The organism is Rhizobium subbaraonis (genome assembly GCF_900220975.1).
Lineage (GTDB): Bacteria > Pseudomonadota > Alphaproteobacteria > Rhizobiales > Rhizobiaceae > Mycoplana > Mycoplana subbaraonis.
Genome location: NZ_OBQD01000003.1, coordinates 361,472 through 380,890, shown reverse-complemented (window position 1 = coordinate 380,890; position 19,419 = coordinate 361,472). Strand labels below are relative to the sequence as shown.

Sequence of the window (19,419 nt, the reverse complement as noted above, 5' to 3'; positions counted from 1 at the left end):
TTCTCAATCTTAGTAAGGAACCCTGCAGGAAACAAGGAATCACCGTGCCAGCTCCTTCAGGCCCAGCCTGATCAGCTTCGCGCTGTCAGCGCCCTCCCCACCGTTCTTGAGCGCCGCGGCGACGGCGTTCGCCGCCTGGTCGCGGGAATAGCCGAGATTGGTGAGCGCAGAGACGGCATCGGCCACCGGAGCCGAGGCCACGCCCTCGCCGATCTCCTGTTTCAGCCCGATCGCGCCCGCAGCCTCGCCGGCAAAGGCCGGAGCCTTGTTCTTCAGTTCCGTCACGATCCGAACCGCGACCTTCGGGCCGACACCCGGGGCGCGCGAGACGGACGTCTTGTCCTGCAGCGCGATCGCATTGGCGAGTTCTCCCGGCGTCAGCGTCGACAGCACCGCCAGCGCCACCTTGGATCCCACCCCTTGCACGCTTTGCAGCAGGCGGAACCACTCTCGCTCCAGTGCCGTCAGGAAGCCGAACAGCTTCAGCTGGTCTTCGCGCACGTAGGTTTCGATGAAGAGCACGGCCGCCTCGCCCACCGAACCGAGCTTCGACAGCGTCCGCGCCGAGCAGAAGGCGACATAGCCGACCCCGTGCACGTCGAGGACCACGTGATCCTCGCCGATCTCGTCGATGGTGCCCTTCAGCTTGCCGATCATAGGCTCTTCCTCGTCATGGATGGGTCTCCGGGCAAATCAGTTCGACGGTCGGGAAATAGTTGCGGTAGCCGGAGGGATCGCGCGTCAGGATCGTGTGTCCGCGCACCACCGCGTGTGCGCCGATCAAGAAATCCGGCAGCACCTTGTCCCTTCGGCCGCCGTTGGCGCGATAGACGCGAAACGCCTGCGCTGCAGCAAAGGCAGCCGGCCAGGGGAGCCCTTCGCGCATGAATTCCGGCTCAGGCAAGAGCGCCTCCACCTCTTCAGGTTTTTCGTAGCGAAAGGAGAACTCCGAATAGATGATCTGGTTGATGACGACGCTGCCGCGCCGGCCGGCGGCAAGCAAATGCCCCAGCGACCAGTCATGCCAGAGCGGATCGCGCACCGCCAGATCGACCAGAACGTTGGTATCGACGAGCGTCGCCATCAGTCGCGATCCCGCGTAACCCGCGCGAGCGCCTCGGCATCCATCGCCTGGTCGCCAGTCCCCTCAAGCCGCCGAAGTGCGGCCAAAAACCGATCGAGGCGCGCGCGCTCTTCCGCTTCTCGCTCCCCATCCTTCGGAGCGATCGTCAGCTTGCCTCCTTCGATCGAAAAGACGACCTCGCTGTTCGGCTCGATCCCGACCAGTTCGCGCATGTCGCGCGGTATCGTCACCTGCCCCTTCGAAGTCACGCGCATGGATCTATCTCCTTACTAAGTAAGGAATATTCCAACACATGAGAACATGTCAAGAACAAAACAGTCGCCACGTTATCCGGCGAGTGCTGCGATCCGGCCTTTCAGGCTCTGGCGATTGTGCGCGTGGCAGATGGCGATCGCCAGCGCATCGGCGGCGTCGTTGCCCTTGAATTCCGCCTTCGGCATCAGGACCTTCAGCATCATGTGGATCTGCTGCTTCTCGCCGTGGCCGACGCCGATCACGGCCTTCTTCACCGCGTTCGGCGCATATTCGGCAACGCGCAGGCCGGCGCGCGCGGGAACCAGCATGGCGATGCCGCGCGCCTGACCGAGCTTCAGCGTCGCCGTCGCATCCTTGTTGACGAATGTCTGCTCCACCGCCGCCTCGTCGGGCTGATAGGCGTGGACCACGTCGGCAAGCCCGTCGTGCAGCTGGCAGAGCCTGGAAGCAAGGTCCATGTCGCCGTCCGACGTAACCGTGCCCGATGCCACGAAGCGCAGCGAGTTTCCGAGCGTCTCGATGATGCCCCAGCCCGTGCGGCGAAGTCCCGGATCGATGCCGATGATGCGAATCGTGCCTTGCATTGCGTAATCCTATTGCCGACGACGCGAACCTGCCAGCGAAATGTGAACAAAAGCAAAACATCCAAAAACGTCCGGGCTCCGGATCGAAGTGTTCTTGGATTTCAAGAAATTGAACCTACATGGTACGACATTCAGATTCGCTCACACTGGGGTCCGTCATGGCGCGCTTCTCGATCCTCGATCTTTCTCCCGTCATCGAAGGCGGCACCGTCGCCCAGTCGCTGGCCAATTCCCGGCAGCTGGCGCAGGAAGCGGAAAAGGAAGGCTACCAGCGCTTCTGGCTCGCCGAGCACCACGGCATGCGCGGCATCGCAAGCGCGGCCACCGCTCTGGTGATCCAGCATGTTGCTGCGGGCACGGAGACGATCCGCGTCGGCTCCGGCGGCATCATGCTGCCCAACCACTCGCCTCTGGTCATCGCCGAACAGTTCGGCACCCTCGAGGCGCTCTTCCCCGGGCGCATCGACCTCGGGCTCGGCCGCGCGCCGGGCACCGACATGAACACCGCGCGCGCCCTGCGCCGCAATCTCGAGACCTCGGCCAACAACTTTCCCCAGGACGTGGTCGATCTGATGGCATTGCTGGGTCCGGTCCAGCCCGGCCAGCAGATCGTCGCCGTACCGGGCGCCGACAGCAATGTTCCCCTCTGGCTGCTCGGTTCCAGCCATTATTCCGCCCATCTCGCCGGCATGCTCGGCCTGCCCTTTGCCTTCGCCTCCCATTTCGCGCCCGACATGCTGCTGTCGGCACTGGAGATCTACCGCGAGCGCTTCACCCCGTCGCAGCATCTGGACAAGCCGCATGTCATGGTTGGCGTGATGGGTGTCGCAGCCGATACGGATGCCGAGGCGCAGCATCTCTTCACCTCGATGCAGCAGTCCTTCGTGGCCCTGCGGCGCGGCGCACCGACGGTGTTCCCGCCGCCCGTCGAAAGCATGGACGGCCTCTGGAGCGAGACGGAGAAGATCATGGTCGAGCACACGCTGCAATACGCCGTGGTCGGGGGGGGCGGACACCATCCGCGACAAGATCGCCGGCTTCCTGGAATCCACCGGTGCCGACGAACTCATCATCTCCATGCCCGTCTACCACATGGAGGCGCGGCTGAAGTCAGTCCGGCTATTTGCCGAAGCCCAGCGGTCACTTGCCGGGGCGGCATCAGCCGGAAGCGGCGTCTCCGCTCATGCCGTTCCGTAGACAATACCGACGATGGCAAGCAGCATCAGGGCGAGGCCTTCCAGAAACGTCACGAGTACGGTGACGAAGGCCCGCCCGGTCGGCATCCCGAGATCCGCCTTGAACCAGCGGGTCTCGACCGCGAGATACCAGCTGACGGATGCCGCGAAGAGCGCGAGTCCCGCCATCGCAGCCGCAGCCGTCTCGATCCTTGCGATCTGCCCTGCGAGGCTGACGCCAAGCGCGAAGGGCGCGGCGACGTAGCACTGGCTGTAGAACGGTGCTCGCAACGTCTCGCGGTCAATGGCGATCTTGCGGCGGCGCAGCAGCCGGACCGACATCAGGAGCGGAAAGATGCTGAACAGAATTGCCCGGAAGATGAGCAGGTTGGAATCACTTGCCAACAACGTTGGCCTGACCCATGTCCCCTCCCATCTTGCGAGCATCATCTCACTGCCATGGGCCAAAAAGAGGCTTAGCAGCAGGAAGAGCGGCGGGCTCAGGGTCTCGGTGTATTGCTCCGGCGGGTCATCGACGAGTTCGGTGTCCGCATAACGCATCATCGCCTTGGGATGGCGGATCGATCGCCACATCGTCAGCGGATAGAACACCAGCCACGAGACAATCTCGTAGAGCAATTCGTCCAGCGATTTCAGAAACTTCATAAGGTCCACGCAGAACCCCCGCGCGCGATCACCGAACAACGACCATATTTCGCATTCAAAGCAGCGACAAGCCGCCGATCCGGCACATAAAGAAGGGGCCACCGTCAGGCAGCCCCGTCAACAGTTCATCTCAGTCGTCGGGCAATCGAGGCCCGCCGAAAGAGGCCGTTCATCAGGCCGAAAGCTTCGCCATCACCTCGTCGGAGACTTCGAAGTTCGAATAGACGTTCTGCACGTCGTCGTCGTCTTCCAGCGTGTCGATGAGTTTCATCAGCGACTGCGCCTTCTCCTCGTCGACCGGAACCGTGTTCTGCGCCTTCCAGATGGCCTTGACGGTTTCGGCTTCACCGAGCGCGCCCTCCAGAGCCTTGGAGACTTCACCGATGGCTTCGAAGGCGCAATAGATGGTGTGAACCTCGTCGTCCGTCTCGACGTCGTCGGCACCGGCCTCGATGGCCGCTTCCATCACCTTGTCGGCATCGCCGACGGAAAGCTTGTAGGTGATTTCGCCGACCCGGTCGAACGAGAAGGAAACCGAGCCGGTTTCGCCGAGCGCGCCGCCCGCCTTGGTGAAGGTCGAGCGGACGGATGATGCCGTGCGGTTGCGGTTGTCGGTCAGCGCCTCGACGATGACGGCCACGCCCGCCGGGCCGTAGCCCTCGTAGCGGACTTCCTCGTAGTTCTCCGCGTCGCCGCCGGATGCCTTCTTGATCGCGCGCTCGATGTTGTCCTTCGGCATCGACTGCGCCTTGGCGTTCTGGATCGCCAGACGCAGGCGCGGGTTCATCGCGGGATCCGGCATGCCGGCCTTCGCCGCCACGGTGATTTCGCGTGCGAGCTTGGAGAACATTTTAGAGCGCACTGCATCCTGGCGCCCCTTGCGATGCATGATGTTCTTGAACTGTGAATGGCCTGCCATGGCACCCCTGCACTTGTTTGATGCGCCAGCGACTGCATCCTTGAGCAAGGCCGCGCGCAGTTTTCTGTTCGGGAGCGAACCTATCCGCGTCCAGTCCGGCAGGTAGCTCCGATGTAGGAAATGGCCGCCTTATAGTTTTTATGAAGCGCGCCGTCCAGCAGGGACGACGAAATCCTCTGACGATGGGCCTCACACGCCGCGCAGGACGACGATCGTCGGCCGTTTCGGCAGCGTACGGATCGAGACGTCGATGCTGGCATCGTCGGCAAAGGAAACGTCGAACCCCTTGTCGAACATCGACAGGAAACGATCGATCGGCGGGCCGCGCCTATGCATCGGCAGGATCAGGGCCGACCGCAGGCGCTCCACCACAACGCTCATGCTTTCCGCGCCCATCGTAAGCCCGCCGTCCACCGGCACCATCAAGACGTCGAGACGGCCGATCTCCGCATACTGCTTTTCCGTCAGCTCGTGGTGCAGGTGGCCGAGATGGCCGATGCACAGGCCTGCCACTTCGAAAATGAAGATCGAATTGCCGTTCGCCTCCATAGCACCTGCAAAACTGCGAATGTCGGTCGGCACGTTGCGGATATAGGCATCGCCCGCCACGACATCATGGTCGGCCGGCCCGCCGTCGTCCCGCCATCCGTGCAGCACGTGCGCGATATCGGGATCGGGCGTCAGCGTGTAGTGGCTGGAATGCGCCTTGTTCATCGTCACGACGGTGGGAAGCGAAGGCGGCTCGTACCAGCCATTGTAATCGGTCGCGATGCTGATGCCGCCCGGCGTCTCGAGGAAGAAGGTCGAATGGCCGAGATAGGTGATCCTGACCACTCCCTCGCCCGGCTCCTCGGCCATCGTGACGTCTGGCCCGGAGAAGCTCGCGAACGTCACCTGCGGCAGGGCCTGCGCGATCATCTGGCACTGGCTGACGGGCCGCGCCGCCTCCTGCGCAGCGGAGATGCGCGGCGCCAGCACGGCAGAACCACAAAGCAGAAGGACAGAAAGAACGATCCGGGCATGCATCATTTGCGGCTCCGACCATCGACCGGGCGAACTATGCCCGTCGTTTTCCCTCCGGTCGAGCCTCGCCACGCACGCGCCGTTCACAATAGCGTCAGCACCCGGATGCTGGCGGCCGCAACGACGGGACACCGGAACAATGCGACAGGGGGCACGTTGTCTTTGCATCAACCGATGCGAGAAAGGAGAGCAATGCGATGGCAAGCCTTGCAGAAGCGCGTGACAATCCGAAAAAGCAGCTGTTCGACGAGATCGACCGCATTCATGCCGGCATGCTGGGCCTGGAGAACGACCGCATGCACATTCAGCCCATGGCCCCTCACCTGGACCGGGAGGCGGCGACGATCTGGTTCTACACCAAGACCGACACCGATCTGGTGGAAGCGATCGGCGTGGGCGCCAGGGCGCATTTCTGCGTCGTCGGCAAGGACCACGACTACCACGCCTGCCTCGTCGGCCGGGTGACGGTGGAGAAGAACCCTGTCAAGATCGACGAATACTGGAACTCAGTCGTCGAAGCATGGTTCGACCACGGCAAGCAGGACCCGATGCTGACCATGCTGGCGCTCCGCCTGGATGATGCCGCCATCTGGGCCTCCACCGGAAGCACGCTCAAGTTCGGCTGGGAGATCGCCAAGGCCAACTTCAATCCGGACGAGGAGCCGGAGGTGGGCGTACGCGCCCACGTGGTCTTCGGCGACACGCCCGGAGAGATCCGCCGCCAGTGGCTGAGCTGACGAAATGAAAGAGGGTGGCGGGACCGATCCCGCCACCCTCATGCTTGTTCAGCTCCAGAAGGACGGGATCGTCTCCGCGAGCCGCGGACCGAGACGGAGCGGGGCGACATTTTCGGCAAGGCCGGTGCGGTCGGAAATTTCCACCCCGACGCCGCAGATGGTGGCCGGGCCGTTTGCCGCTTCGAACCGACCCTTCGGCATCTTCGAGATGAAGCGGTTCAGCGGTTCTTCCTTGTCCATGCCGAGCGAACTGTCATAGTCGCCGCACATCCCCGCATCCGACATGTAGGCGGTGCCGCTGTTGAGGATCTGGCAGTCGGCAGTCGGTACATGGGTGTGCGTGCCGACGACGAGGCTGGCGCGGCCATCGACGAAATGGCCGAAGCACTGCTTCTCGCTCGTCGCTTCGGCATGAAAATCGAAGACGATGGCATCGGCCTGCTCGCCGAGCGGGCAAGACGCAAGGATCGCCTCGCCGGCCTTGAAGGGGTCGTCCAGTTCGGGGTGCATGAACACCCGCCCCATGATGTTGGCCACAAGGACGCGCGCGCCGTTGCGGGCGAAGAACAGGTTCGCCCCCTTGCCGGGTGTCCCCGCCGGATAGTTGGCCGGCCGCAGGAACTGGTCGTGGCGGCCGGCAAACGTCACGGCCTCCTTCTGGTCCCATACGTGGTTTCCGGTGGTGACCACATCGGCACCGGCATTGATCGTTTCCTGAAAGATCTCCTCGGTAATGCCGAAGCCGCCGGCCGCATTCTCCCCGTTGACGATCACGAAGTCGAGCTTCAGGTCCGAGATCAGGCCCGGCAGCCGTTCCCAGACGGCGGTCCGTCCGCTCTTGCCCACCATGTCGCCCAGAAAGAGAAGCCGCATCAGCCCTGTCCACCTTGTTCGTTGAATATGCGAAAGCCGTCTTCTGTCAGAACCGCGTCGAGCGCCACGTCATGCGGCTCGAAGGGCACCTCCGCCACCTCCTGGCAGGCAAAGGCCACACCGATCAGCCGCGGCGACAAACCCTTTGCGCGCAACCGGTCGATGGCACGGTCGTAGTGTCCGGCGCCATAGCCGATCCGATGGCCGGTGCCGTCGAAGGCCGAAAGCGGAACGAGCAGGATATCGGGATCGAGCAATTCGGCTTCCGGACCCGGCCCGGTCGTGCCGAATCCCGTCTTCACCATCGGCGCCCCGCGCACGAGCTCGCGAAAGACGATCGTTTCCCGGTCCAGCACCACCGGCAGGCTGAGGCGGGCGCCGCGCTCGGCAAGCCGCGCCATCAGCGGACGGATATCGGCCTCCGAGCGGATCGGCCAGAAGCCGGAAATGACGGCGCCGGGCTCGAAGGCGATCACCTCGGCGGCATGATCCGCCATGGCGAGGCTTCCTTCGATACGGGCCTGTGTCGTCATGGCGTCGCGCAGCGCAAGCTTCTCGTTGCGCAGCTGCGCCTTCTTCTCCTTGGGCGTCACGTTGAGCGTCACGCGGTTCTCCGTGCCTGTTTCCCCTCCCATAGCGCCAAGAACGTGCCGGCCGCAACCATGCCTGAAAAGTACAGGCGTCGCATACAGCAGCCGTCGATACCGGCGAAACGGGCGGCGCCCCAATTTGGAACACTCTTCGCGCAAGCGATGAGGAAACGCCGGAGGCGCCGGAAATCCAGCCGCATCGGGCGGCGACAGGCTTCGGCCACCGGCCATTTCACTAAGATTTAATAAAGTATTTCCGCACGTTCTGGTGGTCCAAAACGCGCTACCACGTTATCACCGCCGCCCATGTCCATCGCCGATCCCCGATTCGCACGCCATCGCACGCTGGCGCCGCCCGACCTTTCGCCCATCCAGCTACGCTGCCTTTCGCTTGCCGCTGAAGGAAAGACGGCAGACCAGATCGTGATCGAGACCGACCTGCCGCTCGTGCGCGTGAGCTGTGCGCTGAGGCAGGCGATCGAGAAACTCGGTACCCGCAACATCACCGCCGCCATTTCACGCGCGGCCCTTTTGAGGCTCATCTAGGGACGCGCATGTCTCAGGCCGCCTGCGCCTCCACAAGCTGCAGCATCGCCGCCGCGGCGCCCTCGTCGGTAATCAGCGTGTTGCAGCCGACCCGGCGGATGGTGGCACGGATCGCCGGCGCCCGGTGCGCACCGCCCGAGACGAGCACGATGTGGTTGGCTTTCTTCACCGTGTCGAGGTCGATCGACATCACCTGGTCGCGAATGGGATGATCGATCGTGCGCCCTTCGGCATCGAGGAAATTGCACATCGTGTCGCAGACGCAGCCGGCGGCCACCAGTTCTTTCAGCACTGTCGGCGACAGGAATCCGCGCGACAGAGAGGTCGATTGAGGCCCGATATCGCCGCAGCTGACGACGGCGATGTCCATGTTCTCGGCCAGGTCGTAGAGCGGCTTCAGTCCGCATTTGTCGATCAGGTTGCGCTTTGTCTCGTAGCTGTCGACGATCAGGGGCGCCAGGAAGAGATAACATTCCGCGCCGAGCTGGCTTGCAATGCGCCAGCTGTATTCGATCGGGTTGATATGGTGCGCCTGGACGATACCACCCAAGAGCGATACGACCTTGACCCGTTCGCGCCGGGCCGGGCGAAAGCTTGCAAGGGAGGCCGTCAGCGTGCGTCCCCAGCCGACGCCGATCGTGCAGTCGTCGGGGATCGCTTCCGTCAGGAACTGGCCGAGCGCCAGCCCCACGCCCTTCGCCGTCCCCTCCGCCGTTTCGGCCGACGGAACCACGATCGCCTCGTCGAGCCCGTATGCCTTCTCGAGCCGCGTCGCCAGTTCGACGCAATCGCCGACGCTCTCGTCGATCCAGATCTGCACCTCGCCGCGCTTGAGGGCTTCGTCCAGCATGCGGATGACAGTGGTGCGGCTGACGCCCAGCTTCTCGGCGACATCCTTCTGGGTCATGCGCTGGTTGTAGTAGAGCCAGGCCGCACGAAGGCGCATCGACGCGCTCTCGGAATAGGCCTTGTGCGTATCGCGCCTCAATTTCACCAAGTGCCCTGCCCCTTGTTCTGCTGCAGCGATTCAGCGGCCGCCCGTCTCTCTTAGCATGGAACCAAAGTGATGCGACATATGTTTATCGGATTAAGCAAAAGTGCTTGACAGCGGCGCCGTCGCACGATGATAGTCGCGCAGCATCCACGGAGCGGCGACGCTCCGGCGGCTGTTGCATGCACGGACACGGCGAAACGGTAAAGGAAGCCCGCGACGCCGTGCCGGCATGCAATCCGACAACAGCCTCTAAGACGCGCGGCGCGAAACTGAACGCCACGGAACGGGATATCGAACATGACTTCAAAGCTTGAACAATTGCGTGCGATGACGACCGTCGTGGCCGACACGGGCGACATCGAGGCCGTGCGCCGCCTGAAGCCCGTCGACTGCACGACGAACCCGACGATCGTGCTGAAGGCGCTCGGCACGCCGATGTTCGCCGACACCGTCGCCGAGGCCGTGCGCTGGGGCCAGTCGCAGGGCGGAAACCGCGACGCGGTGATCGCAGCCGTTGCCGATCGCCTGGCGATCTCCGTCGGCGCAGCCCTTTCCGAACTCGTTCCCGGCCGCGTCTCCACGGAAGTCGATGCGGATCTGTCCTTCGACACCGCAGCTTCCATCGAAAAGGCCCATGGCATTATCAAGGCCTATGAGGCGCGCGGCATCGGCCGCGAGCGCATCCTCATCAAGCTCGCCTCCACCTGGGAAGGCATCCGCGCCGCCGAAGTGCTGCAGAAGGAAGGTATCGACTGCAACCTGACGCTGCTCTTCAACAAGGCCCAGGCGATCGCCTGCGCTGATGCCGGCGCCTTCCTGATCTCGCCCTTCGTCGGCCGCATCCTCGACTGGCACGTCAAGGCCAGCGGCAAGACCTTCACGGCGGAAGAAGATCCGGGCGTGCTTTCGGTCCGCGCCATCTACGACTACTACAAGTCGAACGGCATCAACACGATCGTCATGGGCGCCTCCTTCCGCAACACCGGCGAGATCGAGGCCCTGGCCGGTTGCGATCGCCTGACCATCAGCCCGCAGCTCCTGGAAGAACTCGACGCGGCCGAAGGCAAGCTGGAGCGCAAGCTGTCGCCGGAAACGGCCGGCCATGTCGCGCCGATCAAGGTCGACGAAAAGACCTTCCGCTGGATGCTGAACGAGGACGCGATGGCGACCGAGAAGCTCTCCGAAGGCATCCGCGCCTTCGCCAAGGACCTCGGCGCGTTGCGCGCCATGATCGACAAGGAACTGAAGGCCGCCGCCTGATCTTCCATGGATCGAACAAGACGACGGCCGCCCTCGTGGCGGCCGTTCGCATTTGCGGATGCCGCTCCGATCAGCGGAACAGCTGCACGATATTTTCCGCATTGCCATTGGCGATGGACAGTGATTGGACGGCCAGCTGTTCCTGTGTCTGCAGCGCTTTCAGCCGCGTCGACGCCTCGTTCATGTCGGCATCGACGAGACGGCCTATCCCGATGGAGATGGCATCGCGCAGCGCAAGTGCGAATTCCGACTGGAGCTCGACCCGTTTCTGTGCGGCACCCAGCGTGCTTCCGGCATTCGTGAGCTTCTTCAACATGCCTTCGATGCCGTAGAGGTAACGGTCAATATCGGCACCGGGCGCACTGATGTCGAGGTCCATCAGGTCGAAATCCGGCAATATGCCGACGTTGTCGACGATCTCCGAAATCGAGAAGTGCGAGCGGGTCCCGGAGTCCGGATAGATGCTCGGGTCGACGTCGAAGTAGACGGTGGAGCCTGCGGCGGAAACATCGAGACCCAATCCGCTCAGGGCGAGGTCAAGGACGGACGCCATGTCTCCCGCAGAGTTGATGAAACCGTCACTGGTGCCCAGCGCGCTGTCGACCAACGAACGGTCGACGGTCACCTCGATCGGCAACTCGGTGTTGATCTGGAATGTGAAAGTGAATTCCACGCCGTTGTGTACCCGGAACGGACCCGTGAAATTGAAACTGCCCTGCGCGTAACGGTTGGCCGATTCAGCCGCCGGCGCGTTTTCCAGGCCAAAGGCGGCATCTCCCGCGAACGTCGAATTGGTGACGACCACGTCAACGCTGGAACCGGTGTTAGCGGTGCCGTCATACGTAGAGATGCTGAACAGCTGTTGAATTGGTGGCCCGCTCCAGTTGAACGAGGCGACCCCGGCAGGCACGAAGTTCGATGTGAAAATGTGGGAGAGCACCAAAGCGAGGTCGCTGTTGTCGCTGACCACGCCGGTCGAGATGCCGAGGGCCGCGTCAACGGTGGCCTTGTCGATGGTGAGATTATAGCTCGTCCCGGGCGAGTAGGCATCGGCGTCGAGAACGACGGTGAAGTCTATGGAATCGGTGGCTCCGAAGGTCATTGGGCCAGTGAAAAATCGCGATTCAAAGCCGTTGGAGGAACCGACGCTTTGGGACGCGTATCGAAAGCCTCCGATCGTCCCGAGACTACGGATATCCGTCTGCAGCGCTCCACCGCCGCCGGTGTTCAACAGACTGATCCCGACGAGATCGACATCCACGGTCTTAAGCGCCACGGAGCTGTCGGCGGAGCGCACAAAGCCTCCAACGATGCTGGAATTGTAGTACGAGAGGTTCGCGAGATCGTCGTTGATATCGGTATTCAACCAGTTCACGCCGTTGAACGAGGCCGAAACGGCTGTGCTGACAGCCTGCTTTTTCAAGGCATCGATCTCGCTCTGGATCTTGGCCTTGTCGACCCCCTCCTCCTTCGCTGCGACCAGTCTTGCCTTGATCGCGTCCAGATTCTCAATGACGGATGCGACGCCAGCATAGGCGGTATCCGCTATCGCAGCACCGAGCCCCAACGCATCGGACACAGCAGAGATCGCCTTGTTGTCGGAGCGCATCGTGGTCGAGATCGACCAGTAGGCCGCATTGTCGGAGGCTGCGGAAATGCGAAGGCCGCTGCTCACCTGGTTCTGGGTCGTCTGCAGCGCGCTGCCGAGCGTGCGCAAAGCCTGGATCGCAGCCATCGCCCCGACATTCGTATGAATGCTGGTCATATGAAACCTGAAGATGAATGGATTGGTGCTCGTCATGAGCTAATTGATGGCGCCCATGTAAATGCCATCATGGTTAACGCGCGGTAAATTCTCCAGCGCGCGCGCGCCCGATGTCAAAAAATGACGATAGAAATCAATAGATTAGAATCTATATATATTCGATACTTGGAATATGGCTAGCGTGAACCCGGACACTGAGCCGACGATCAGAACCGTGACTTGATGAATAATGATCGCAACTATCGGTCGACAAAGGCCGTCACGGCAGGTTCGGAGGTCAGGCGACCATCTCCATTTCGATACGGGCGGCGACCTCGTCCCACGACAGGATGCCGTCGCGCCATACCGGTTCGTGCGGCGCAGTCGCAGCCTTTCCGACCTTGCCCGCCCAGTCCGCCTCGCCCTGTTGCGCATAGCAGACGAGATTGCCGCGCCCGCCTTCCAAAAGATCCGGGACCAGCACCGGCAACAGGCAGTAGCTGTACTGCTGCAGCTTGAGGCTGGATTCGGCCAGATAGAGTTCGCGCGCAGTCAGACGATAGGGCGCGATGCCGAAGTCGGCGAACTTGATGTAGGGCACGATCTCGCCGAACGGCCGCTCGCCGTAGAGGCGGACATTGGCCGGGTACTCCCCGGGGATGCCGGCACCAAAGAGATGGAAGGATATCGCCGGGCACGCCAGCGCCATCTGTCTGACCGCCTCGGCGTCGAACAGCATGTTTCCGACCGACACGCCGTTTTGCGATCCCGCCGGATAGGGCGAGGAGAGCGTCGCATCGAACATGTCCTTGTCGATGCCCTGCGGCACGCAGGAAAGCCTTGCTGCCCGCGGCATCTGTTCGGCCATCCGCGGGGACGGGACGATCACGCTGTCGAACTGCGGCCAGATGCGCCGCTCGAGGCCCTGCAGATATTCGGAAGCGCCGACAGAATCCAGCCGGTCGCGCTTGAAATAGAGAAGCCGCGCGGAAGGATTGATGCGCCGCACCGCATCGAAGAAGGCGATCGCCGTTCCCGACTCGATCGCCACCACATCGGCGGCTTCGATCGCTTCCTTGAGGAATGGCGGAAGCAGATTGCCGTAGAGCGGAAAGAACAGGCCGGTGACGGCGTTCAGGGCGGCGTTTCGCGAGCTGAACGGGTGAAGCGGCGGAAGATAGCAGGCCGCGCGCCGGCGCGGAGCGGTTTGGACAAAGCGGTTCCTTTGCGGCCCGGCCAGCTGCGCATAAAGGTCCGGCTTCTTGAATTTCGTGAGCGAGCTGAAGCCCACGCTCACCGTATCGACCTCGTGCCCGCGGGCGGCAAGCGCCTCGGTGACGAAATGCACGCTGGCCTTGCGCGTCGTCGGCAGGAACGCATGCGTCGATAGAAAGAGGACTCTCATCTCGTTTCAGCCCGTTGCCCGCAACCGTCCGGCCCTTCGCATCTCAGCGCGTATGGCGCGTCAGCTCCTGCTTCCACATCCTGCCCAGCGCCTCGTCGAACTGGTCGGGCACGCAGCCCTGGAACCCGCCGCCCGGATAGAGCGTCAGCTCGCCGACATAGATCTGCCCGTCGACCACGTAGAGATCGACGCGCATGAAATCGCTGTCGCCCGCCATCTTCCGCACGACCTCGAGCATCTCTTCGAACTTGTCGGGTCGCGGCAGAACGCCCGGATAGGGCTCGTAGTAAAAACCCTGATACTCCAGGGGCTGCCATTCTGACGAAAACCAGCTTTCGTAGCCGACGCCGTCGCGCCTGAGGCGCAGCTCGATGTGCGATATCTCGCCGGAAAAGACGAAAAAGCGATAATCGTCCGGCGCATCGTCGCCTTCCACCAGCATCTTCTCGATGATGATCAGGGGCTCGAACTCGCCATAGGCCCATTCGCGGTTGATGCGATGATGCTTCAGGGTCAGCCATTCGGGTCCGGGATTGCGCGCCAGAAGCGCATCGATATCGCTGCGCTCGCGCAGGAAGACGCCGCAACCCGAAGCATGCGTCGGCTTGACCACCGCCGGCAGCGGAATGGTCGACCAGTCGACGTCGTTCAGGTCACGCCCGACCCAGTAAGTGGGAACGACGTATTGCTGCCCGGCGCGCTCGGCGATCAGCGCCTTGGCAGCATGCTTGTCCACCATGCGCGCATAGATCGGCTTGCGGTCGTAGAGCTTGCGCGCCTGCACCTTCTCCGAAAACAGCTTCGGATCGTCGAGATCGGGAAACCGGCCAGCCATGGAGTAGTATTTCCAGCGCAGATAGGGGCGGTCCGGCAGGAAGGCGATAAGGCGCCAGAAGAGGTGCTGCAGCTTCAGCTTCAGGCCGCTGTCGTGACGCGCGGAAAGTGTGATATCCGGCATTGGCTACACCTGATGATGGAATAATCGGTTCAGTTTGGCCTAAACCAGTTTTCTTAAGTCCGGGTTAGCAGACCGAGGAATGCCGCGATCTGCGGCTGGATACCGAATGTTAAGCCGGTTGATCTAGGGCTCTAGCGGGGTCTGCGGTACAGGCATCTCCCGTTGCCGCCGCAGGACGAAGACGGTCGCCACATGAAATCCATGCTCGGGTCATCGCTGCTCAATGCCGCCGCCGGCCTTCTGTCGCTCTTTGCCGGCTTCGGCAGCAGCGTCGTCGTCGCCCGCGCGCTGGGCGTCGAAGGGGCCGGGATCGTCGCCTACGCGCTGTGGATCATGACGGTCGCGACCCTCATCTCCGACTTCGGCATGCCGCAGGCGATCCTGCGCTTCGTCGGCCAGAGTGATGGCGCCGATGACGGTGGCCGGCCCGGCCTCGTGCGCACCCTGACGCGCCGTTTCGTCGCGACCACAGGAACCCTTGCCGTGGCCATGCTCGCCTATGCGGGCTGGCTTGCACTGTCCGGGCGGGAAAGCGTCTCCCTGATCTGGGCTGCCACGACCGGCCTCTTCCTCGTCTATGCCTACTCGACGCTGTCGCTGGGTGCCGCCCAGGGGCTTGGCCGCTTCCGCGAAAGCAGCCTGAACACGGCGATCGGCTGCCTGCTGCAGCCGTTTCTGGTCCTGTTCGGCGCACTGGTGCTGGGACCGGCCGGCGCGATCTTCGGCCATATGTTCCGCCACCTCCCGCAGGCGCTGTCGCTGCGGAAATACCTCTCGCCCGCGAGGGAAGGCGTGCAGCCGGTGACGCCGGCCATGACCACGTATGCGCGAAACAGCTGGTTGTCCGGCGGCATGACCGCCCTGCTCGGCTCGCGGGTCGAACTGGCGGTCATAGGGCTCTTCTTCACCCTCACCGCTGTCGGGCACTACGCCATCGCCGCGACGATGACCGGCATGGTGATCCAGCTATCCTATTTCCTGGTGGCCCCGCTGGTGCCGCTGTTCTCCTACCACAGCGACCGCGGCGATCATGCCGGCCTGACGCAGTCCTACCAGAGAAGCCTGCTGGGCCTGTCGCTGGTGCTGGCCCCCATCTGCTTCGGCGGCGCCGCCATCTCGCCGGTACTCATCCCGGCGCTCTTTGGCGAAGACTTCCGCCCGGCGGTGGAGCTGTCGGTGGTTCTGCTCGCCTTCGGCTTCGCCGCCGCCATGGTGACGGTCCCCTATCGCATGATGCTGGCGCGGGAGCGAAGCGGGGCCGTCTTGCGCCTGTCGATATGGGAAGGACTGGCCTGTATCGGCCTGTTGCTCGTCATCGTACCGCGCTTCGGCACGATGGGGGCGGCCTGGGTCAAGGGACTGACGGGCACGGCTAGCTTCCTCTTCTGCCTGTGGTATTGCCACCGCTGCCTCGGCGTCGCCTGCAAACCGCTGGCACTCCTCAAGGTACTCCTTGCGGCGCTCTGCTGTGCGGCCGCCGCAAGCGCCTGCCTTTGGTGGATGCCGAACCTGCCCGGCATGCTGCTCGGGATCGTCGCAGGCGCGATCGCCTATCTTCTGGCTCTGACGATCCTCTCCGCCGTGCCGCTGGAGGAACGACGCATGGTCGCCGGATGGGCGCAAGACAAGCTGCCCGCGCCGCTCGCAGGTCTGCTCTCGCGGGCGATGCTGGCCACCCGCGTCTGAGGCGCCGCGAGGCCCAGCGCTATCGGCGGCAGCTTTCGCCGCCTCCGAAGAGGGCTCGCCACAACCGGCCTATTGAGCCTGCGCCGAAAAATCGCAAAACAGGATCATTCCAATCAGCTTTCCGGATCGTATCCATGCCCGCAATTGCCGCAGCACGCCCGCACGAAGAAGACGGATCGCCGATCCTTTCCCTGCGCAATGTCGGCTATTCCATCGGCGACTAGGTCCTGCTGAATCCGCTGACCTTCGACCTTCCGGCCGGGAAGTCGATTGCACTGGTCGGCCATAACGGCTCGGGCAAATCCACCCTGCTGAAACTGATCGGCCGGCAATTGCAGCCGACGGCCGGCGAGATCCGCTTCGAGGGTCAGGCGCTGGCGGATTGCGGCGCCCGCACCTTCGCCCGCAGGCTTGCCTATCTGCCCCGGCACACGCCGATAGCGCCCGGAATGCTCGTTCGCGCGCTGGTAGCACTCGGCCGCTATCCCTGGCATGGCGCTCTGGGGCGTTTCGGCGCGGCGGACCGGGCCAAGGTCGAGGAGGCCATCGAGCGCACCGAGATCGGGCCTTTTGCAGACCGGCTGGTGGATACGCTGTCGGGCGGCGAACGCCAGCGCGTCTGGCTCGCCATGCTGATCGCGCAGGACGCCGATTGCCTGCTTCTGGACGAGCCGATCTCCGCGCTCGACATCGGCCACCAGCTCGACGTCCTGACCCTGACGCGCGACCTCAGCCGGCATCACGGTGATTACCGTCCTGCTCGCCATCAACATGGCCGCGCGCTTCTGCGATGCGATCGTGGCGCTGCGCGGCGGCCGGCTCATCGCGCAAGGCGTTCCGGAGGAAATCATGACGCCGGAGACCCTGGAACTGATCTACGACGTGCGCATGGACGTGATCCGCCAGCCGGACAGCGACAGGCCGGTGGCCCTGGCGAAATAGCGGGATTTACGGAAGCGGATCGACTGCGGGCGGGGCAGAAGCGAGATCACTCGCCCAGCACCGCAGGAAATATCTATTGCGGCCAAATCCAGAATGTTTTTGAGTTCTGTATGACCCTCCGAGCGCCGCATAGATAAAGACCGCGAATACATCTTGCTGCGCCCCACAACATAGTGAGCCAGACTAAACTATTGAGAAAAGCAAATATTATCTGGACATGCTGTTGCGGTGCTTTGGGTGGCATCCAAACAAACATTGCCACTGCAATCAAGACTGCAACGACAAGGCTGAGCAATGCAATCGACGTCGTCCGATATTGAAACATATAGTGGCTTTGCTCAAAACCGGTGAGCTTGCGCCTTTTTCGCGCTATGAAATGCGCGACTATTACAAGCGGAAAGACGATGCCACCCACGAGAATGAAGGCATAGTTTCTTGCAACAGCTGAGCCATTTGCACCTGTGTCAATCGACGATTCTGCAGTACTCATAAGGCGTCCTTCTATCGGTTGCAGGAATGCAACCACAAGAAGTTAGAAAAATCTTTAGCATCGCCCGTCGGCACCCAATTTTATGAAGATCTCCTCACGGTTTGCTCGGCTGCCAATCTTGGTTACCCATAGTTCACCAGTGCGACTCTTGGTGTCACGTCGGCCAAAACATTGAATTTTAAGAGAGAAAGCGCGATCCACGGCGACCGATGGATTTTTACGATCCCGGGTGCCTACAAAGTAGGTGGGTGCCATATGTCCGAACCCACGGGTCCGAACAGGGACAGCTCCCTTGAGATCGTGTATGGCCCCGGGGAATGTTGATACCTGTCGGGAAGCGCAGATCGCAATTCAGATATAGGACGGAACCGGCGACTAATCCAGTGGCTATCGGTTGCTGCGGGAAGAGAAAGCGGTCGTCGCGGGTCAACCGGCAGGCGGCTGCGCTTGTCGCTTGCTGTTATGGAAGGCGCTGTCGCCGGCGTCCTGCACGCCACGCACCCTCGTCACGCCTGAAATCAGTTCGCGACAGGCTTTCCGACGAGTTTTGCCGTCATCCCCTGGATCTGGTTCGTCAGCTCGCCCAATGCGGCCGCAATGGCCGCCTCGTCCCGGGAGGCTTCAGCCATGACGTTCTCGCGGCCGTTGCGCAGTTGTTCCACCTCGGCCTGCAGCGCCTTCAGCCGCCGGCCGGTCTCGCTGAGCTCGTCCATGACCATGATCCCGGCCATGACGGTCAGGCGCAGATCGCCGATCTCGCCGAACTGCGACTTCAGATGGCTGACGTAGCGGTCGAAGCTGCCCGCGAGTTCGCTGAGGTGCTCTTCTTGCCCCTCCTCGCAGGCCATCCTGTAGGCCTTGCCGTCGATGAGAACCGTTACTTGCGCCATGGAATCTTCCGTGTCCCCCGAAGCAGGCCGCCGCACGCTTGCGTCAGCGGTCGAGTACTGCCCTGATCGTTTCCATTGCGGTCACCAGCCGGCGGGAAACCTCGCGGTTGACCTCCTCGAGACGGTTGGCCCGGAACTCGGACTGGTCCAGCTCCTGGGCAAGACGGGAGCGATCCGTGTTGACGCGGCGCACCTCGTTTTCGATCTCGCTGTGGTCGCGCTCGCGGTCGAAGCGCATGTCGAGTGCGTTGTCGAGGCCGGTCAAAGCCTTGCGCAACTCCTCGATCGCTACCCTGACTGTTTCTCCTGCCGCCATCACGCCTTCACCGGCATTTACGGTCGCGGACGAATCGCCGCGGTTCTCGCCGTCTTCAAGTCATTGACAATATTCAACAGCGATCGCCAGCGTCAACCGCGCGGCCCGGCATCGCCGCGCTCGTCTGTGGATGAGATTGCTGCGCCGCGGCAAAGAGGGCAAACCCGGCGCCGAAAAGACCTGCCGACTTCCGCGCCAAAGCGCCGCAAAACACGGCAAAAACGGCGCAATTCGTTGACTCCCGCAATGCACCTGCTATGTGTCAGCCGCTTCCTAACCGGT

Annotated in this window: 20 protein-coding genes, 1 other RNA gene and 2 pseudogenes; 6 read left to right on the top strand and 17 right to left on the bottom strand. The window is 62.7% G+C overall.

Annotated features, from left to right (window positions below; all coding sequences use genetic code 11):
• Positions 1 to 39: 39 nt before the first annotated feature.
• The 4 genes from ruvA to ruvC form a co-directional block, all read right to left on the bottom strand.
• Positions 40 to 657, bottom strand: a complete 618-nt coding sequence (gene ruvA, locus CRO48_RS06205) for a Holliday junction branch migration protein RuvA (protein WP_097137337.1) — start codon at positions 655 to 657, stop codon at positions 40 to 42.
• A gap of 13 nt (positions 658 to 670) precedes the next feature.
• Positions 671 to 1,084, bottom strand: a complete 414-nt coding sequence (locus tag CRO48_RS06200) for a type II toxin-antitoxin system VapC family toxin (protein WP_097137335.1) — start codon at positions 1,082 to 1,084, stop codon at positions 671 to 673.
• Positions 1,084 to 1,338, bottom strand: a complete 255-nt coding sequence (locus CRO48_RS06195) for an AbrB/MazE/SpoVT family DNA-binding domain-containing protein (RefSeq protein WP_097137333.1) — start codon at positions 1,336 to 1,338, stop codon at positions 1,084 to 1,086. Before CRO48_RS06195 ends, CRO48_RS06200 begins: the two co-directional genes overlap by 1 nt.
• Before the next feature lie 72 nt (positions 1,339 to 1,410).
• Positions 1,411 to 1,923 (bottom strand): crossover junction endodeoxyribonuclease RuvC, encoded by a 513-nt coding sequence (ruvC, locus tag CRO48_RS06190; protein WP_097137331.1) that lies wholly within the window; start codon positions 1,921 to 1,923, stop codon positions 1,411 to 1,413.
• 158 nt (positions 1,924 to 2,081) lie between these two features.
• Here ruvC and CRO48_RS06185 point away from each other — a divergent pair.
• Positions 2,082 to 3,120 (top strand): annotated as a pseudogene (locus tag CRO48_RS06185) (LLM class flavin-dependent oxidoreductase).
• Here the strand turns inward: CRO48_RS06185 and CRO48_RS06180 are convergent.
• The 3 genes from CRO48_RS06180 to CRO48_RS06170 form a co-directional block, all read right to left on the bottom strand.
• Positions 3,105 to 3,773, bottom strand: coding sequence for a hypothetical protein (locus CRO48_RS06180; protein ID WP_176526666.1), 669 nt, complete (start codon positions 3,771 to 3,773; stop codon positions 3,105 to 3,107). The pseudogene CRO48_RS06185 and the gene CRO48_RS06180 overlap by 16 nt on opposite strands.
• A gap of 163 nt (positions 3,774 to 3,936) precedes the next feature.
• Positions 3,937 to 4,683 (bottom strand): YebC/PmpR family DNA-binding transcriptional regulator, encoded by a 747-nt coding sequence (locus tag CRO48_RS06175; protein ID WP_097137327.1) that lies wholly within the window; start codon positions 4,681 to 4,683, stop codon positions 3,937 to 3,939.
• A gap of 189 nt (positions 4,684 to 4,872) precedes the next feature.
• Positions 4,873 to 5,712 carry an MBL fold metallo-hydrolase gene (locus CRO48_RS06170; protein WP_097137325.1) on the bottom strand — a complete coding sequence of 280 codons (840 nt, stop codon included), beginning with the start codon at positions 5,710 to 5,712 and terminating at the stop codon, positions 4,873 to 4,875.
• Between the two features lie 191 nt (positions 5,713 to 5,903).
• Here CRO48_RS06170 and CRO48_RS06165 point away from each other — a divergent pair, with 191 nt between their 5' ends.
• On the top strand, positions 5,904 to 6,443 hold the full coding sequence (locus CRO48_RS06165; RefSeq protein ID WP_097137323.1) for a pyridoxamine 5'-phosphate oxidase family protein: 540 nt from the start codon (positions 5,904 to 5,906) through the stop codon (positions 6,441 to 6,443).
• Between the two features lie 48 nt (positions 6,444 to 6,491).
• Here CRO48_RS06165 and CRO48_RS06160 read toward each other — a convergent pair whose 3' ends face one another.
• Complete coding sequence (locus CRO48_RS06160; RefSeq protein WP_097137321.1) at positions 6,492 to 7,316, bottom strand: TIGR00282 family metallophosphoesterase; 825 nt, start codon at positions 7,314 to 7,316, stop codon at positions 6,492 to 6,494.
• Positions 7,316 to 7,909 (bottom strand): 5-formyltetrahydrofolate cyclo-ligase, encoded by a 594-nt coding sequence (locus CRO48_RS06155; protein ID WP_097137519.1) that lies wholly within the window; start codon positions 7,907 to 7,909, stop codon positions 7,316 to 7,318. Before CRO48_RS06155 ends, CRO48_RS06160 begins: the two co-directional genes overlap by 1 nt.
• Positions 7,910 to 8,212: 303 nt before the next feature.
• Between CRO48_RS06155 and CRO48_RS06145 the strand changes: the two genes are divergently transcribed.
• On the top strand, positions 8,213 to 8,452 hold the full coding sequence (locus CRO48_RS06145) for a helix-turn-helix domain-containing protein (protein WP_097137317.1): 240 nt from the start codon (positions 8,213 to 8,215) through the stop codon (positions 8,450 to 8,452).
• 13 nt (positions 8,453 to 8,465) lie between these two features.
• Here CRO48_RS06145 and CRO48_RS06140 read toward each other — a convergent pair whose 3' ends face one another.
• Positions 8,466 to 9,449: a sugar-binding transcriptional regulator gene (locus CRO48_RS06140; protein ID WP_097137315.1), complete on the bottom strand. Its 984-nt coding sequence runs from the start codon at positions 9,447 to 9,449 to the stop codon at positions 8,466 to 8,468.
• A 294-nt stretch (positions 9,450 to 9,743) separates the two neighbouring features.
• Between CRO48_RS06140 and tal the strand changes: the two genes are divergently transcribed.
• Positions 9,744 to 10,706: a transaldolase gene (gene tal, locus CRO48_RS06135; RefSeq protein WP_097137313.1), complete on the top strand. Its 963-nt coding sequence runs from the start codon at positions 9,744 to 9,746 to the stop codon at positions 10,704 to 10,706.
• A gap of 70 nt (positions 10,707 to 10,776) precedes the next feature.
• Here the strand turns inward: tal and CRO48_RS06130 are convergent, their stop codons facing one another.
• The 3 genes from CRO48_RS06130 to CRO48_RS06120 form a co-directional block, all read right to left on the bottom strand.
• Complete coding sequence (locus CRO48_RS06130) at positions 10,777 to 12,471, bottom strand: flagellin N-terminal helical domain-containing protein (protein ID WP_176526665.1); 1,695 nt, start codon at positions 12,469 to 12,471, stop codon at positions 10,777 to 10,779.
• A gap of 277 nt (positions 12,472 to 12,748) precedes the next feature.
• Positions 12,749 to 13,855 (bottom strand): GumK N-terminal domain-containing glycosyltransferase, encoded by a 1,107-nt coding sequence (locus CRO48_RS06125; RefSeq protein WP_097137309.1) that lies wholly within the window; start codon positions 13,853 to 13,855, stop codon positions 12,749 to 12,751.
• 43 nt (positions 13,856 to 13,898) lie between these two features.
• On the bottom strand, positions 13,899 to 14,813 hold the full coding sequence (locus tag CRO48_RS06120; protein ID WP_097137307.1) for an ATP-grasp fold amidoligase family protein: 915 nt from the start codon (positions 14,811 to 14,813) through the stop codon (positions 13,899 to 13,901).
• A gap of 192 nt (positions 14,814 to 15,005) precedes the next feature.
• Between CRO48_RS06120 and CRO48_RS06115 the strand changes: the two genes are divergently transcribed.
• The gene (locus CRO48_RS06115) at positions 15,006 to 16,499 is read left to right on the top strand and encodes a lipopolysaccharide biosynthesis protein (RefSeq protein ID WP_097137305.1); all 1,494 of its coding nucleotides are present in this window, start codon (positions 15,006 to 15,008) and stop codon (positions 16,497 to 16,499) included.
• Positions 16,500 to 16,726: 227 nt separating this feature from the next.
• Positions 16,727 to 17,441 (top strand): annotated as a pseudogene (locus tag CRO48_RS06110) (ATP-binding cassette domain-containing protein).
• Positions 17,442 to 17,514: 73 nt separating this feature from the next.
• Here the strand turns inward: CRO48_RS06110 and CRO48_RS31730 are convergent.
• The 4 genes from CRO48_RS31730 to CRO48_RS06095 all read right to left on the bottom strand — a co-directional run bounded on the left by CRO48_RS31730 (position 17,515) and on the right by CRO48_RS06095 (position 19,137).
• A complete protein-coding gene (locus tag CRO48_RS31730; protein WP_141402015.1) occupies positions 17,515 to 17,931 on the bottom strand; it encodes a hypothetical protein in 417 nt (138 codons plus the stop codon).
• 190 nt (positions 17,932 to 18,121) lie between these two features.
• A non-coding RNA gene (gene ssrS, locus CRO48_RS06105) (6S RNA) lies at positions 18,122 to 18,280 on the bottom strand.
• 169 nt (positions 18,281 to 18,449) lie between these two features.
• Positions 18,450 to 18,821: a cell division protein ZapA gene (locus CRO48_RS06100; RefSeq protein ID WP_097137303.1), complete on the bottom strand. Its 372-nt coding sequence runs from the start codon at positions 18,819 to 18,821 to the stop codon at positions 18,450 to 18,452.
• Positions 18,822 to 18,864: 43 nt separating this feature from the next.
• Entirely contained in the window at positions 18,865 to 19,137 is a 273-nt protein-coding gene (locus CRO48_RS06095; protein ID WP_097137301.1) for a DUF4164 domain-containing protein, read from the bottom strand.
• Positions 19,138 to 19,419: the final 282 nt, after the last annotated feature.

Coding starts and splice junctions, on each gene's coding strand:
- CRO48_RS06200 (WP_097137335.1), bottom strand. CDS start 1,084: ATGGCGACGCTCGTCGATACCAACGTTCTGGTCGATCTGGCGGTGCGC.
- ruvA (WP_097137337.1), bottom strand. CDS start 657: ATGATCGGCAAGCTGAAGGGCACCATCGACGAGATCGGCGAGGATCAC.
- CRO48_RS06120 (WP_097137307.1), bottom strand. CDS start 14,813: ATGCCGGATATCACACTTTCCGCGCGTCACGACAGCGGCCTGAAGCTG.
- CRO48_RS06115 (WP_097137305.1), top strand. CDS start 15,006: ATGAAATCCATGCTCGGGTCATCGCTGCTCAATGCCGCCGCCGGCCTT.
- CRO48_RS06095 (WP_097137301.1), bottom strand. CDS start 19,137: ATGGCGGCAGGAGAAACAGTCAGGGTAGCGATCGAGGAGTTGCGCAAG.
- CRO48_RS06160 (WP_097137321.1), bottom strand. CDS start 7,316: ATGCGGCTTCTCTTTCTGGGCGACATGGTGGGCAAGAGCGGACGGACC.
- ruvC (WP_097137331.1), bottom strand. CDS start 1,923: ATGCAAGGCACGATTCGCATCATCGGCATCGATCCGGGACTTCGCCGC.
- tal (WP_097137313.1), top strand. CDS start 9,744: ATGACTTCAAAGCTTGAACAATTGCGTGCGATGACGACCGTCGTGGCC.
- CRO48_RS06170 (WP_097137325.1), bottom strand. CDS start 5,712: ATGATGCATGCCCGGATCGTTCTTTCTGTCCTTCTGCTTTGTGGTTCT.
- CRO48_RS06145 (WP_097137317.1), top strand. CDS start 8,213: ATGTCCATCGCCGATCCCCGATTCGCACGCCATCGCACGCTGGCGCCG.
- CRO48_RS06175 (WP_097137327.1), bottom strand. CDS start 4,683: ATGGCAGGCCATTCACAGTTCAAGAACATCATGCATCGCAAGGGGCGC.
- CRO48_RS31730 (WP_141402015.1), bottom strand. CDS start 17,931: ATGAGTACTGCAGAATCGTCGATTGACACAGGTGCAAATGGCTCAGCT.
- CRO48_RS06130 (WP_176526665.1), bottom strand. CDS start 12,471: ATGACCAGCATTCATACGAATGTCGGGGCGATGGCTGCGATCCAGGCT.
- CRO48_RS06165 (WP_097137323.1), top strand. CDS start 5,904: ATGGCAAGCCTTGCAGAAGCGCGTGACAATCCGAAAAAGCAGCTGTTC.
- CRO48_RS06125 (WP_097137309.1), bottom strand. CDS start 13,855: ATGAGAGTCCTCTTTCTATCGACGCATGCGTTCCTGCCGACGACGCGC.
- CRO48_RS06195 (WP_097137333.1), bottom strand. CDS start 1,338: ATGCGCGTGACTTCGAAGGGGCAGGTGACGATACCGCGCGACATGCGC.
- CRO48_RS06100 (WP_097137303.1), bottom strand. CDS start 18,821: ATGGCGCAAGTAACGGTTCTCATCGACGGCAAGGCCTACAGGATGGCC.